This window comes from Ferrovibrio sp. GW821-FHT12D07 (assembly GCF_058807275.1).
Genome location: NZ_JBXAQN010000001.1, coordinates 1,875,663 through 1,889,321, shown reverse-complemented (window position 1 = coordinate 1,889,321; position 13,659 = coordinate 1,875,663). Strand labels below are relative to the sequence as shown.

At 62.4% G+C, this 13,659-nt stretch carries 12 protein-coding genes; 4 read left to right on the top strand and 8 right to left on the bottom strand.

The window, feature by feature from the left end; translation table 11 throughout:
- Nucleotides 1-6 precede the first annotated feature (6 nt).
- Entirely contained in the window at nucleotides 7-777 is a 771-nt protein-coding gene (locus AC1RRE_RS09380; RefSeq protein ID WP_492980862.1) for an SDR family oxidoreductase, read from the bottom strand.
- A gap of 91 nt (nucleotides 778-868) precedes the next feature.
- Here AC1RRE_RS09380 and AC1RRE_RS09375 point away from each other — a divergent pair, with 91 nt between their 5' ends.
- On the top strand, nucleotides 869-1,921 hold the full coding sequence (locus AC1RRE_RS09375; RefSeq protein WP_492980861.1) for an alcohol dehydrogenase: 1,053 nt from the start codon (nucleotides 869-871) through the stop codon (nucleotides 1,919-1,921).
- On the opposite strand, the gene AC1RRE_RS09370 is transcribed toward AC1RRE_RS09375, so the two are convergent.
- Nucleotides 1,918-3,012, bottom strand: a complete 1,095-nt coding sequence (locus AC1RRE_RS09370) for an FIST signal transduction protein (RefSeq protein ID WP_492980860.1) — start codon at nucleotides 3,010-3,012, stop codon at nucleotides 1,918-1,920. The genes AC1RRE_RS09375 and AC1RRE_RS09370 overlap by 4 nt on opposite strands.
- Nucleotides 3,013-3,111: 99 nt before the next feature.
- Here AC1RRE_RS09370 and AC1RRE_RS09365 point away from each other — a divergent pair, with 99 nt between their 5' ends.
- The gene (locus AC1RRE_RS09365) at nucleotides 3,112-3,579 is read left to right on the top strand and encodes a DUF2147 domain-containing protein (protein WP_492980859.1); all 468 of its coding nucleotides are present in this window, start codon (nucleotides 3,112-3,114) and stop codon (nucleotides 3,577-3,579) included.
- On the opposite strand, the gene AC1RRE_RS09360 is transcribed toward AC1RRE_RS09365, so the two are convergent.
- Both AC1RRE_RS09360 and AC1RRE_RS09355 read right to left on the bottom strand, forming a co-directional pair.
- The gene (locus AC1RRE_RS09360; protein ID WP_492980858.1) at nucleotides 3,576-4,319 is read right to left on the bottom strand and encodes an aspartate/glutamate racemase family protein; all 744 of its coding nucleotides are present in this window, start codon (nucleotides 4,317-4,319) and stop codon (nucleotides 3,576-3,578) included. The two genes, AC1RRE_RS09365 and AC1RRE_RS09360, sit on opposite strands and share 4 nt — an antisense overlap.
- A gap of 86 nt (nucleotides 4,320-4,405) precedes the next feature.
- Nucleotides 4,406-9,274 carry a beta strand repeat-containing protein gene (locus AC1RRE_RS09355; RefSeq protein WP_492980857.1) on the bottom strand — a complete coding sequence of 1,623 codons (4,869 nt, stop codon included), beginning with the start codon at nucleotides 9,272-9,274 and terminating at the stop codon, nucleotides 4,406-4,408.
- 473 nt (nucleotides 9,275-9,747) lie between these two features.
- Between AC1RRE_RS09355 and AC1RRE_RS09350 the strand changes: the two genes are divergently transcribed.
- Nucleotides 9,748-10,089 carry a hypothetical protein gene (locus tag AC1RRE_RS09350; RefSeq protein WP_492980856.1) on the top strand — a complete coding sequence of 114 codons (342 nt, stop codon included), beginning with the start codon at nucleotides 9,748-9,750 and terminating at the stop codon, nucleotides 10,087-10,089.
- A 12-nt stretch (nucleotides 10,090-10,101) separates the two neighbouring features.
- Nucleotides 10,102-10,377 (top strand): hypothetical protein, encoded by a 276-nt coding sequence (locus AC1RRE_RS09345; protein ID WP_492980855.1) that lies wholly within the window; start codon nucleotides 10,102-10,104, stop codon nucleotides 10,375-10,377.
- A gap of 21 nt (nucleotides 10,378-10,398) precedes the next feature.
- Here AC1RRE_RS09345 and AC1RRE_RS09340 read toward each other — a convergent pair whose 3' ends face one another.
- The 4 genes from AC1RRE_RS09340 to AC1RRE_RS09325 all read right to left on the bottom strand — a co-directional run bounded on the left by AC1RRE_RS09340 (nucleotide 10,399) and on the right by AC1RRE_RS09325 (nucleotide 13,642).
- Entirely contained in the window at nucleotides 10,399-11,685 is a 1,287-nt protein-coding gene (locus AC1RRE_RS09340; RefSeq protein ID WP_492981346.1) for a Y-family DNA polymerase, read from the bottom strand.
- A gap of 2 nt (nucleotides 11,686-11,687) precedes the next feature.
- A complete protein-coding gene (locus AC1RRE_RS09335) occupies nucleotides 11,688-12,098 on the bottom strand; it encodes a LexA family protein (protein WP_492980854.1) in 411 nt (136 codons plus the stop codon).
- Nucleotides 12,099-12,274: 176 nt separating this feature from the next.
- Nucleotides 12,275-13,069: a hypothetical protein gene (locus AC1RRE_RS09330; protein WP_492980853.1), complete on the bottom strand. Its 795-nt coding sequence runs from the start codon at nucleotides 13,067-13,069 to the stop codon at nucleotides 12,275-12,277.
- Nucleotides 13,070-13,252: 183 nt separating this feature from the next.
- Nucleotides 13,253-13,642, bottom strand: a complete 390-nt coding sequence (locus AC1RRE_RS09325; RefSeq protein WP_492980852.1) for a hypothetical protein — start codon at nucleotides 13,640-13,642, stop codon at nucleotides 13,253-13,255.
- Nucleotides 13,643-13,659 lie beyond the last annotated feature (17 nt).

The following is a 13,659-nucleotide window of genomic DNA, read 5'->3' as shown; positions in this document are numbered from 1 at the left end:
AGAACCTCAGATCGTGGTGGTCATGCCGCCATCGACGGCGAGCAGATGGCCGTTGACATAGGATGCCGCCGGCGAGGCCAGGAACAACGCCGCGCCGGCCAGTTCCTCGGGCTTGCCCCAGCGCCGCAGCGGCGTGCGGTCGTTGACGAACTTCACGAACTCGGTGTTCTTCATCAGCTCCAGGTTCAGCTCGGTCTCGAAATAGCCCGGCGCGATGGCGTTGCAGGTGACGCCCGAAGGCCCGAGTTCAGCGGCGAAGGATTTGGTCAGGCCGAGGATACCGTGCTTGGCCGCGCTGTAGGCGGGGATGCTGGCGCGGCCCTTGATGGAGAGCACCGAACCGATATTGATGATGCGGCCATAGCCGCGCTTGGCCATGGCGAGGCCGGCGGTGCGCGACAGCGCAAAGGCCGCCGTCAGGTCGACCTCCAGCACCTGCCGCCAGTCATCCAGCGTGAAGTCACCCAGCGGCTTGCGGATGTTGATGCCGGCATTGTTGACCAGGATGTCGAGCTTGCCATGCGTCTTCGTGATGGCCTCGATGGCGGCGATGCCGGCCGGGATATCGGCCACGTCGAAGGCGGCGATATCGACCAGGCCATGGGGACGCACGGATTCCGCAGCGGCCTGAAGGGTTTCCGGATGGCGGCCGTTCAGGATCACCATCGCGCCGGCTTCGGCAAACAGCTTGGCGAATTCCAGGCCGAAGCCTCGTGACGCGCCGGTGATCAGGGCGACCTGACCGGTGAGATCGAACAGACGTTGCAGCATGGCCATAGCTGTCTCCTTCCACATCAAGTTTACCGGTTTGGACGCTGGACACCAGCCTGCCGGGCTTCCTACCATTGATGCAACAAGGAGGACGCCCATGCTGCGCTGCTACCAGGTGGCCGAGTTCGGCAAACCCCTCGCCATGGCCGAGAAGCCGCTGCCCGAACCGAAGGGCAAGGAGGTTCTGGTCAAGGTTGAACGCTGCGGCGTCTGCCACAGCGACCTGCATATCTGGGACGGCTATTTCGATCTGGGCAACGGCAAGCGCGTGGTCGCCGCCGCCAATGGCACGGCCCTGCCGATGACGCTGGGCCATGAGATCGTGGGCACCGTGGTGGCGGCCGGACCCGAGGCCGGGCTGAAAGCCGGTGACCGCAAGCTGGTATTCCCCTGGATCGGCTGCGGCACCTGCCCGCCCTGCCAGGATGGCAACGAACATATCTGTGCCGGTGTGGCCAAGGCCATCGGCATCTTCATCGATGGCGGCTATGCCAGCCATGTGCTGGTGCCGGACGCGCAATACCTGCTGGATATCGGCAGTCTCGATGCCGGCCTGGCCGCGACCTATGCCTGCTCCGGCCTCACGGCTTACTCGGCACTGAAAAAGATCGGGCCTTTGTCGGATGGTCACACGCTGCTGATCGTCGGCGCCGGCGGCGTCGGGCTCAATGCCGTGGCGATGGCGAAAGCCGTGACCGGACAGGCACCGGTGGTGGCCGATCTCGATCCCGCCAAACGCGAGGCCGCGCTGAAGCTGGGTGCAAAGGAAGCCATCGACCCGCGCGCCGATGGCGCGCTGAAGACCCTGCTGAAGGCCACTGGCGGCGTGATGGGCGCGATTGATTTCGCCGGCTCCGGGCCGAGCTTCGAGTTTGCCTATGGTGCGCTGCGCAAGGGCGGCCATCTGGTCACCGTCGGCCTGCTGGGCGGCGCGGCCACGCTGTCGATCGGCATCCATGTGATGAAGGGCCTGCGCGTGAGCGGCAGTTATGTCGGCAGCCTGCAGGAGATGCGCGAGCTGCTGGCGCTGGCGCAGGCCACCACGCTGCCGGCGCTGCCGATCGTCACGGCCCCGCTGAGCGACGCCACCGCCTCGCTGGAAAAACTGAAAGCCGGCCAGGTGATCGGCCGGATTGTCTTGCAGCCTTAAAGGAAGAGTGCGAGCACGCCGGTATAGCCGTAGAGCCGCGCCTGGGCGATTTCGCCGCCGCAATACATGCCGACCAGCGGCAGATCGGGGAAGACGGTGCGGATGCGCGCCAGCTCGCTCGGATTCTGCACGAACTGGTCCTGGCAGCGCGCCATGCAGGAATACCACAATGCGCCGCGCGGCACGCGGTCGCCGCAGCGGCGCTTGAGATCGGTGAGCATGCGGTCCATGTCACGGCCGGCGCTGTCGATATCGCGACGGCAGAAGAAAATCTGGTCGCCCTCTTCCACCATCGCGCCGATGGCAAGGCCACCAGCCTGCGGATCGATGCCGATGATATTGCGCACCAGATAGTCCGGGCGGTCAGCGCCGCTGATCGGCAGGCCGACCATCAGGCCGCTGCTCAGTTTGCGCAGGTCCGTCAGCGACTGCACCGCGAAGCTGTCGCGCAGCACGTCATAGGCCGGCTTGGAATCGAGTTCGAGAATCACATTGCCGTCGGCGGCGGTGATCTGATGCACCTCGCCCACCTGGGTGCAGCCCTGTGTGAGCCCGGTGAGCACCGGCTGCGCATCGGAGAAGACCATGCCCGACATGCCGCCTTCGATGGAGCCGCCAGCCCATTGCGGGCGCGGACCGCGCGCCGCGATCAGCCCGCCGATCAGGTAGGCGCCACAGGCTTCGGCGAAATCCTCGATCAGTTCAGGCAGCGCCGGCACCTGCGGATCGGCATGCACGATACCGAGCCAGCCCTGCGGCCGTTCGGTCGGGCGCTTGAACAGCGTGGCGCTGCCTTCGGGCACCGCACCGATCAGGCAGGCGACGACAGGCTCGTCACAATATTCGGTATCGCCGGCGGCGATGCTGTAGCCAGCCGCGGCGATCATCGCCGGAATGCCGGTCGCTTCAGAGAGGCGCTTCAGGATTTGCGGCAGGCGGTCGGCCATGCGGTCACTGACATAGACGAAGCCGACATTGGCTGATTCATTGAGCGGCATGAGCTGCAGCAGGCAGCCATCGACAGCCATACGCCAGTCCTCGGCTGCGCCGATGCCCAGACGGAATCGCGAGCCCGTGGTCTGTTCGCTCATGCCCAGCCTCCTGTCATGATGGCCAGAGTATAGTAGTCTGCGGGGGACCGGAATGGGTCAAACCGCCGGATATGCAATTGTTCCGATGGAGTAACTGTCATGATTCACAGCCTTCGTCTCACCCTGCGCGTTACTGGTCTGGCTGTCACACTTCTGGCCCCCGCTTTCGCAGGTGCGGCCGATATGACTAGTCCCGTGGGGCGATGGAAAACCATCGATGACGAGAGCGGTAAGGAACGCAGCATCGTCGAGATCACCGATACCGGTACGGAGCTGCAGGGCCGTATCCTGAAAATCTTCTACGAACCGGGCGACAAGATCGATCCCACCTGCGAGCGATGCGAAGGCGAGCTGAAAGACAAGCCAGTGATTGGCATGACCTTCCTCTGGGGCCTCAAGCGTGACGGCAGCGAATGGGCCGGCGGCGGCGTGGTCGATCCGAAAAGCGGCAAGATCTACAACGCCAAGCTCAGTCTCACCGATGGCGGCGCCAAATTGCGGATGCGCGGCTATATCGGCACGCCGCTGCTGGGTCGCACGCAGGTCTGGCTGCGCGAGGCGGATTAAAGACCGGACAGTTTCTTCGTCAGCGCCGGCGACAGTCCGGTGCTGGCCACGGCCGGCGGTGGACTGAAGCTGTCGGCCTTCGTTCCGGCCAGCCGTACGGCTGCACGCACCGCTGCCACCGTGCCGTCGATCAGCGGCACCGGCACATGAATCTGCAGCTGCACGGCAAGACCGGCCAGTCCCGCACCGCCAAGGATGACATGATCAGCGCCGGCATCGGCGGCTGCCATGCAGGCTTTGGCCAGCAGCGCCATTGCCCCTTCCGGATCGCGTGCGATATCGGCGCCAGTTGGCGCGACGGTCTGGATCGAGGCGAGACGCCCGCTCATGCCGCGACTGGCAACGAAGACTTCCAGCATCGATTTCCAGCGCTCGCCGCCGGTGACGATGCCGAAGCGCCGGCCCAGCCCCGCCGCCAGGTCGATCGCGGCATCGGCCATGCCGACCACCGGCACCGGGCAGAGTTCGCGCAGGCCATCCAGCCCCGGGTCGCCGAAGCAGGCCAGCACCACCGCATCGAAGCGGCCGTCGTCCCCCTGTTGTTCCGTTGCCTGGGCCCAGGCATCGAGTGCGGCATGGGCGGCAATGGCATAGGCGCTGCGGCTGTGAATGGCAGCAACGCCAAGACGGGCGGTGATGCCCACGAGTTCGACATCCGGCACGACCGCCTTGCGGGCCACATCCAGGACCTGTTCGGTCATGGCGGCATTGGTATTGGGATTGATCAGCAGCAGCTTCATGGCGGCCCAAGTATACAGGCGCGCCAGAATGAAATCAGGCCCGGTCGTCCGGTAAAGGACGGCCGGGCCTGCTCAATATTTATGCGTTACGCCCAGGTCGTGGCGAACACCGGTGCCAGGTCGTTGGCCGTGGGGGTATCGAGCGTGAACTGCCCCGCCCCCGGCGGGCTGTAAGACGCCATGGCATCAACCAGAGCCTGCACATTGGCGGCCGACAGAGCACGGCTGCCATCCACAGTTTCGATGCTGTCGACCCGGCGGCTGGCATCGGTGTACCAGTTCTTCAGCAGCACGCTGCTTGCCGTCTCGCCGATCACGTCGATCCGCAGGTCGTTGCCGACATGGCGGAACCACAGCTGGTTGTGGGCAACGCCGCTGGCGAAGCGCAGCGTGTCGGTGGTGCCGGCGGCATCGCTGATGCCGGCCTGGACGATGTCGTCGACGCCATCGCCGCGACCGACCAGATAGGTGTCGCTGCCCAGACCGCCTTCCAGCGTGTCGTTGCCGGTCGCACCGGTCAGCGCATCGGCGCCGGCGTTGCCCTTGAGGATGTTGGCACCGCTATCGCCGGTCAGCGTATCGGCATGCGCCGAACCCCAGAGATTGGACGCACCTTCCGCCGTGTAGATACTGCCTTGCGTCGGCTCACTGTAACTCCCCAGGAAGATATCGCCCTGAGCATCGCCGCCGCTGGCCGCGCCGGTCGCCAAGTTGACGTTCACGCCAGCCGAGGAATGCTCATAGCTCAACGTGTCATTGCCGCCATTGCCATCGAAGATATCGGCACCCGCACCGCCCTCGAAGACATCCGCGCCGGCGCGACCGTAGATCCAGTCATTACCGGAACCGGCAATGATATGCTCGAAGTTTTGGAAGCTGGCACCCAGCGTCCAGACATGCAGCGCACTGGAATTGTAGTAGTAAATCTCATTGGTATGGGCCGCGAAGAAGACGGCGTTGTATGGGCCAGACGGGGTAAAGCTCGTGTAATCCAACATGTCGAAGCCATCGCCACCATTGGTGATGTCATTGCCAGCCGTAACGATCACCGTATCGTTGCCGGTGCCAGCATTGATGGTGTCGTTGCCAAGCCCGCCATTGATGATATCGTTGCCCGAAGTGCCGGCGAGCGTGTTGTTGCCGGCATCGCCATTAATGACCACTGCGAAGTTGCCGTTGTTGACGGCAATCAGCTGATCAGCGAACTGCAGGTATTCGACGCCGGTCAGGGTATCGATTCCATCGGTGCCGCTGTTGGCGGTAACCGTCACCACGCCATTGCTGTAGGCAAGGGCGTAATTGCCGAAGGTCAGCCCGTAAGTGGCGGTGTCATTCCCCCCACCGCCATTAATGGTGTCGTCACCAGCGCCACCAGTGATCAAGTCATTACCGCCACCGGCATTGACGGTATCGTTGCCATCCTGAGCGTTGATCACGTCGTCGCCCGAGGTGCCATTGACCGTATCGGCACCAGCCGTGCCCGCAATCGTACCGACGGGAAGCGGAAGGTCGCCACCGGTCCAGCCGGTAAAGTCGTAGGAGACACCGTTGAAGACCAGGAATTCGACACCGGTCAACGTATCGGTACCGTCGCTGCCGGAATTCGCCGCCACCGTGATTACGCCCGCGTTATAGGTGATGGTATAGCTATTGATGGTCAGCGCATAGACGGCCGTATCGGTGTCATCGCCACCTTCTAACGTGTCGTTGCCGCCATCGCCGCGCAGGGTGTCATTGCCGGCATTGCCGCGCAGCAGGTTGGCGCCACTGTTGCCGGTTAGCGTATCGGCTTGCGCCGAGCCCCAGAGATTGGATGCCCCTTCTGCCGTGTAGAGGCTGCCCTGCGTCGGCTCGATATAAGTACCCAGGAACTTGTCGCCCTGTGCATCGCCGCCCGATGCCGCACCGGTGGCGAGATTCACGTTCACGCCAGCCAAAGAATGCGCGTAGCTCAACGTGTCGTTGCCGCCGTTACCGTCGAAGATATCGGCACCCGCGCCACCCTCGAAGATGTCGCCAGTGGTCCGGCCGTACATCCAGTCATTGCCCGTGCCGGCAATGAAATGCTCGAAATTCTGAAACTGGCTGCTCAGCGCCCAGACATGCAGCGTGTTCGAGTTGTAGAAATACAGCTCGTTAGTATGCGCCGCGAACATGATGGCGTTGTACGGACCTGGCGGCGTAAAGCTGCTATAATCCAGGATATCCGTGCCGCTGCCACCGTTCATCACGTCGAAACCGGCGCTGCCGATCACCGTGTCGTTTCCGGCCTCTCCATTAATTGTGTCATTACCTAGGCCACCGTTGACGGTATCGTCATCACTGCCAGCATTGATCGTGTCAGTACCATCGCCACCATTAATGATGTCGTTGCCGGCGCCACCGCTGATGGTGTCGTTGCCATCGCCGCCGTTGACAGTGTCGTTGCCGCCGTTGGCGTAGATGGTGTCGTTGCCGCCGAGGCCATCAATCACTTCGGCGCTGGGCGTACCGTAGATAATGTCATTGCCAGCCGTGCCCGTACCGCCCTGGGCCGGGGTAAAGAACAGGTTCTTGCCATGAATGCCGGCATTGTCGCCCGGGCCATTGCCCGACCAGGTCACGACGATGCGCCCCTCCTCGTCAGCTGCGACATCGGCGCTCCACTGGGCACCACCCGTAGTGCTGTTGATCAGGAACTGCTCCGAGGCGGGCGTACCATCGGCATTCAGGTAGCGGCCATACAAGTCATGAGTGAAGGAACCTGGTGTCACCTCCCAGGTCGCCAGCAGGAAGCCGTTCGGCAGGGTCGTGATGGTCGGGTTGGTGGTATAAGTCGCGGAATGCTGGTTGATGACGAATTCGTCAGAGACTTCGACACCGGTCGGCGAGAAAATCTGACCGAAGACGCCGGAGCCGCGCTGCTCCCAGACGACCATGAAGTTACCGTCATTCAGCGCCGTGATGGCAGGGAAGACCTGCCAGCCTGAGGGATCGCTATTGACGCGGATCGGGCCACTGGCTGGCGTGCCATCGGCATTGTAGGCCCGCATCGAGATGCCGTATTGGTCGCCGTCGGTGCCGTAATCCAACCAGACGACGGCGAAGCCGCCATTGGCCAGGCCCGTGACCTCGGCCATGGTGCTGCTGGTGTCGGAAGAGACCACGAACTCGTTGCCGATAGCCGCGCCATTGGCGTCGAACCGACGGGCGATCACACCGGCCGGACCCGGCCAGGTAATGATATAGCCGCCATCGGGCAACGACCCCGAAGCGCTGAAATGGAAGCCCTGATCGAAAGCATGGCCATTCGTCTGACTCACCGTCGTGGCCGGACCGGCAGCGACGCCATTGGCATCGTAATGCCGGCTCATGATCACCATGCCGGTGCCGCTGTCGGCACCCCAGACAACTGTATAGCCGCCATCGGCCGTCGCGATAACATCCGGCATCGCCTGATCAGCAGCGCCGTTGGCGACCTGGAACTCGCCGCCGACAGCCTGGCCGGCCGTGTTATAGCGCTGGCCATAGATGCCGCGCCCGCCGCCATCGGGAGAATCCCAGACAATCACGTAACCGCCGTCATTCATGAAGACGGTGCGGGGATGGTCCTGCTCACCCACTGTCGTGGCGTTGACGCGGTATTCCGTGTTGACGCCGAAGACAGTGAGCCCAGCGGTCGCCGTGGTGGTGCCGCCATTGCCGTCGGAGACTGTGTAGTCGAACACGGCCGGGCCGCTATAGCCCGCATTGGCCGTGAAGACGATGTCGCCATCGCCATTGATGCTGACGGTGCCGTTCTGAGCATTGCCGACCGCCGCGATCGACAGCGTATCGCCTTCGAAATCGACATCGTTGGCTAGCAGGCTGGCCGCAGAGATGATGCGCGACCCGCCACTGGGGACCGTAGAGACATCCTCCTCATCGGCTGCCACCGGAGCGATGTTGCCGCCAGTATAGGTCGACACATCGATCGTCATGTCATTGAACTGGATCGCCTCCACGCCTATCAGGGTACTGCTCTGGCCGGTAACGGTATTCGTCACCGTGATGACGCCGGCACTGTAGCTGAGCGTGGTGTTCGCTGTATCCTGCATAAATACTGCCGTATCCGCACCTAGCCCACCGATCACCGCCGTATTGGCCGCGTTGATGCGGATGGTGTCGTTGCCACCGCCTGCATCCAGCGTGCCGCCGGCTGTCGCACTCCCGGTAATGGTGTCGTTGAAAGCGGAACCGATGACGCTTTCAACGCCGTTGAAGGTCGCGCCATTGCTGCCACTACCAGTGGCGAGATCCACCGTCACGCCGACGCCCGCATTGACATAAGACACGGTATCGGTGCCGGCACCGCCGACCACGGCGGTATTGGCGCCACTGCCCATGATGATGGTGTCGTTGCCCTGGCCGCCATCCAGCGTGCCGCCAGCGGCCGCACCGCCGGTGATGGTGTCGGCGAAGTCCGAGCCAATGACGCTTTCGATGCTGCTGTAGGTATCGCCATTGCCGCCAGTGCCGGCAGTGAGATTGACCGTCACGCCAGCGGCCGCCAGAGCGTAGGAGACAGTATCGGTGCCTGCCCCGCCGATCACCGTGGTATTGGCGCCATTCACAACGATGGTGTCGTTGCCATTGCCGCCATCCAGTGTAGCATTCGAGGCCGTGCTGCCGGTGATGGTATCGCCGAAGCCTGAGCCGATCACATTCTCGACGTCGGTATAGGTATCACCCGCGGCATCGCCGCCGCTGCCCGCGCCGGTCGCAAGATTGACCGTGACTCCGGCCGCCGAGCCGGCATAGGTGACCGTGTCGCTGTCGGCACCGCCATCCAGGACATCAGCGCCTGCGCCGCCATCCAGCAGATCGTCGCCGCCATCGCCGGTGATCGTATCGTTGCCGTCGAGGCCGGAAATCTGGTCCGCGTCGATGGTGCCGGTCAGGATGTTGTCGGTGGCATCGCCAGTGATCACGGACATGGCCGGATTCCCTCAGTCGGTTAAAGCTGTAGTCACGCTTCCACAACCTTGAGGGTGCCGTCAATCGCGATGGGCGAGTTCACATAACCTTCATAGCGCATAGAGGGTATTGACACCTGCCACACATATTTCTGCCACCGCACCGGAGACTCGCAATGCCACCGGAAGCAGACGGCAGGGATGCGAGGACGAATAGCCGGCCCCTGAAACGAAAACGGCCGGCCAACAGCTAAGCTATTGACCGGCCATCGAATTCTATGGGGCGAGGAACGGGACTTGAACCCGCGACCCCCAGAGCCACAACTGTGTGATAGCTGAAATATTTCAAAGAGGTTTTGCAATTTCCCCTACGCCGATGCCCATAGAAACACCATGGGTTTTCGCCGATTTGCAAAACCGCAAGAGGGGTCACAACCTAAGCTTCTTGCCGCCCTTTCGCTTGAGAGTTAAAGGTCAACCTCAGAGGATTTTTTATGATTGACGCCCCCCAACCCTGCCCAGCCCTCTTCCTGATCTCCAGCTCCCTTGGCATGGCGCGCCTGGACGCCGAACGGGGCTACAAATGGACGACACAGCCTTGCGGGGATCGATGGCGCACAACTGACGGCCGAGAGATTGTTTACCTTGAGGATGAGAAGCAGCTCGAAGACGCGCTCAAGGCCGGCAAGCACCCCATCGCCATCTATATGAGCGATATGTGCTTCATGAATCCGGCCTACGATATGGCTTTCGATCTTCAATGCGACGGCAAGGCCAAGCTGCTTGGCGGCGATGCCCCGCTCTGCCCGTGCGATCCGTCTCTACTGTCTACGTGAGGGAGTAGTTGCATGAGCAAGAACGTATTTTACCGCTTAGCAACTAGCGACGAAGAATGGCGCAAGGATAAACGCAAAGAGGGCGTCGTCTATATTAACGCCTCAGATATTGCTTTTGGTGAGGTTCTAAATCAGACCCTCACCCTTGAGCACGAAGATGAGGAAGGCTTTCTGTATAAATGGACTGCTATCTTGCCTCAACTAGAAGCAGGGTTTACTGGCGGTCTTGAGTTTCGGTTCGTCCTCGGCCCACAGTTGCCCTACGGCCATCGAGATAAAACTTCTTGACTGCGCTGACGGCCACCAAGCTCACGCTTTCGCGGTGACAATATCCGACAGCCGCGTGGTGTAGGACGGCGACAGCTGCTGCTGCCGCATCTGCCAGCGAACGCCGTTCGCACCCGGCCGAGGCACGCCGGCCGCCGCAGGCCGGATGGCACCGCGCCCATGCCGCCCGTTGATCGCATCAAGGGCAGCCATCAATTCGGCCCGCCGAGATCCCTGGGCATGCTCGAACAGATCCCGCATGCCCGCGCCGGCCGGCGCGAGATCCAGCGCCATCACGCCAGCCTTGCTCAGGCGGTAGCCTGGCCGATACAGCCGGCGCACCAGGCTCACGGCGGCCGAGACCATCTGCAGGGTGTCGCTGGTTGGCTGGGCGAAGCTGTGAGAGGCGCTGCGCGAGATCCAGGGTTCCTTGCCTTCCCGCGCCCGAAACGGGCTGGAGTGGAAGAAGACCTGCAGCACGCCGGCCTCTTGCCCATGATCGCGCAGCTTCTCGGCCGCGCGCGCCGCGAAGGACGCCACCGCCTGGCAGAGCGGCTCCAGCTCCGTCACCGGCTCAGAGAAGCTGCGGGTGACAGCCGTAGCCTGGCGCGCTGGCGCAACCTCCTCGATCTGAAGGCACTGACGGCCGTTCAGCTCCTGGACGATGCGCTCGCCCGTCACCGTCAGCAGCGCGCGCGCCTGGCGTGGATCGAGGGCGGCAAGCTGCGCCACCGTCGTCACGCCAATGGCCTGCAGCTTAGCGGCCGAGCGCCGGCCGATGCCCCAGGCCTCGCCAACCTCGATGCCAGCCATCACATGACGGCGGAGCGATCGGTCGGAGAGATCGCAAACGCCTGCACATTCCAGCCGCTTCTTCGCCGCGTGGTTGGCAAGCTTGGCGAGCGTCTTCGTCGGGCCAATGCCGACGCAGGTAGGAATGCCGGTCCAGCGCCGCACGCGGCGGCGCATCTCATGGCCCAACTGGATGCGATCACCAGGATCCGCGGCGTCCAGATCCAGAAAGGATTCATCAATAGAATAGACTTCAAGCGGCGCGAACTGCGCCAGCACGTCGACAACGCGCGCCGACATATCCGCATAGAGCCGATAGTTGCTGCTGAAGACCTTGACCCGCTCACGCGCAATCAGATCCTTCCACTCGAACAGCGGCGCGCCCATCGGAATGCCGAGCGCCTTGGCCTCGGCCGAACGCGAGACGAAGCAGCCATCGTTGTTGCTCAGCACCACCACCGGCCGGCCTTCGTACTGCGGCGCGAAGACCCGCTCGCAACTGACATAGAAGTTGTTGCCGTCGACCAGCGCGAACATGCTCACCACCCGAACAGTGAGGTGGCGGACGTGACGACACCAAACACCACCAGCTCGGCATCCTCGCTGATCTCGATATCGGGATAAGCCGGATTGCCCGCCTCCAGCCAAACGCGCATGCCGCGCCGGCGAAACCGCTTGAGCGTGATCTCGCCGTCGACGCTGGCGGCGACGATCTTGCCGTCCACCGGCTTGATGCTGCGGTCGACCAGCACCACGTCGCCGTCATGGATGCGAAATCCGCGCATCGAATCTCCCGAAACCCGCATGGCGAAGGTGGCGGCCGGATGCCGCACCAGCAGGGTCGCCAGATCCAGGCGCTCCTCCTCATGATCGGCGGCCGGCGACGGGAAGCCGGCAGGGATGCGGGCATAGGAAGATAAGGAGAGGGAGCTGCAGCTGGCCGGAATCATTTGACGTCACCCTGGTTTCGGCCATACATAGGGAACGCGACCGGAACACGGCAAGCCCTATTCGTCCGGCTGCCTGTGACAAAACCGATTATTTTTCCTTTTCCATCAAGCCATTAAGGCTTTTGCGTGGAGCGATGACGCTTGCCATCGGCACATACGCGGGCGAACGCCGTTCGCTATAGGGGCTTGGTCCGGCGTTGCCGCTCTGCCTCTCGGGCCTTGAGCGTTGCCATGACATCTTTGTAGCGATCCAGCCGCAGTACCAGAACGTCAGCAATAGGCGGTTCGCGCCGCTTCGCTTCATTCCCGAACAAGTCACCGAGCAATAGCGTCTGCATCTCGTTGTCGATATCCATAAGGATGCCGGCAAAGGCTGCCAGTTGCATCGAGAGCTTGCTGCTGCGGCCGTTAAAATCCGTGTGGAGCTTCTCGGGTGGAAGAAGCCAGCCCTTACCATCGCCGCGCGGCAGCATCCTGATCACAAGGTCAAAGTAAGGGTCCCAATAATGGGTCAGCTCTTGAAGCCCATCATGCAACCCAAGGCGAAACATATCAGTCTTGGGTTCTATGATCTGCCATCGCTCAAGTACGCCCATCAAATCGATGACTTTCGCCGTGAACGCCGCCCGCTTCTCCATTAGAGGATCGATGCGGGTTTCAGTAGGATTCCACGGGAGTTTGTCGGCGAGCATCCGTCGATGCAGGGCCAGATCCCATTCGATACGCGAGACATAGTTAGACAACGCTGAGTACGCCTCAAAGGCCGGGACACTTGCGGTGACTATAGCCTTGTAGACATCAGACTTGATTGTCTTTCTGGCTTGCTCGCGGATTTGCCAGACGATCATGCAGAAGCCGATGATGCCGATGGCCGCAGTGACCGCCGCGCCAATCAGCGCCGCCTGGATTTCGACATCCAGACAGGCCCACCACCCCATGCAGATCTCTGCAGTATTTTCGCCCTGACCCATCGAAGCCTCCTAATCCGCCACACCATACCCCATAAACGCAAAAAAGCCCCGCCCTGCCGGCCGAGGCCGACAGAGCGGGGTCAAGTTGTCCGTCTCGCCATGCCGAAGCCGAGGCTTCAGCAAGATGCCGCCTACTCGGCCGGCGGCCAGCCCACCCCCTGGTGGGAGGATTCAGAAATGCGGTTACGACGCCGGATGCAGGGCGTCGTGCCCCAGATCGTTTTCGTCACCGTCTTCCGCACGCAGCATCACGGCCGTGTTGATCGCACCGAAGTTTTCCTTGGCGCCGTCCGGCCGACGGCCGAAAACGCTTTCAGCGCTGACATTGCAGTAATCTTCCATCGGTGAAAGATGGGTGATTTTCACCGGAATCAGTACAGTATCGCCCACCTTAAGCGGACGGCCCTTAGCATCATGCATAGTCTTACCTTTCAGCAGTGGCCGCCGCGCCAGCCGTTGTCCCTTGTCGCGGTCGAGGGAAAAATCGGGACTAGCGTCGGCGACGGCGGCCACCGGCCAGATAGTCATCGACCGCCAGCGGTTCGTCAGACTCGTAAAAATATCTCGAGCCATCGCCCTCGCCGAAAACA

Bases quoted from the DNA above. Each gene is read 5' to 3' on its own strand.
- AC1RRE_RS09335 (WP_492980854.1), bottom strand. From the start codon at position 12,098: ATGATTCCGGCCAGCTGCAGCTCCCTCTCCTTATCTTCCTATGCCCGC.
- AC1RRE_RS09380 (WP_492980862.1), bottom strand. From the start codon at position 777: ATGGCCATGCTGCAACGTCTGTTCGATCTCACCGGTCAGGTCGCCCTG.
- AC1RRE_RS09355 (WP_492980857.1), bottom strand. From the start codon at position 9,274: ATGTCCGTGATCACTGGCGATGCCACCGACAACATCCTGACCGGCACC.
- AC1RRE_RS09345 (WP_492980855.1), top strand. From the start codon at position 10,102: ATGAGCAAGAACGTATTTTACCGCTTAGCAACTAGCGACGAAGAATGG.
- AC1RRE_RS09365 (WP_492980859.1), top strand. From the start codon at position 3,112: ATGATTCACAGCCTTCGTCTCACCCTGCGCGTTACTGGTCTGGCTGTC.
- AC1RRE_RS09325 (WP_492980852.1), bottom strand. From the start codon at position 13,642: ATGGCTCGAGATATTTTTACGAGTCTGACGAACCGCTGGCGGTCGATG.
- AC1RRE_RS09340 (WP_492981346.1), bottom strand. From the start codon at position 11,685: ATGTTCGCGCTGGTCGACGGCAACAACTTCTATGTCAGTTGCGAGCGG.
- AC1RRE_RS09360 (WP_492980858.1), bottom strand. From the start codon at position 4,319: ATGAAGCTGCTGCTGATCAATCCCAATACCAATGCCGCCATGACCGAA.
- AC1RRE_RS09330 (WP_492980853.1), bottom strand. From the start codon at position 13,069: ATGGGTCAGGGCGAAAATACTGCAGAGATCTGCATGGGGTGGTGGGCC.
- AC1RRE_RS09370 (WP_492980860.1), bottom strand. From the start codon at position 3,012: ATGAGCGAACAGACCACGGGCTCGCGATTCCGTCTGGGCATCGGCGCA.
- AC1RRE_RS09375 (WP_492980861.1), top strand. From the start codon at position 869: ATGCTGCGCTGCTACCAGGTGGCCGAGTTCGGCAAACCCCTCGCCATG.
- AC1RRE_RS09350 (WP_492980856.1), top strand. From the start codon at position 9,748: ATGATTGACGCCCCCCAACCCTGCCCAGCCCTCTTCCTGATCTCCAGC.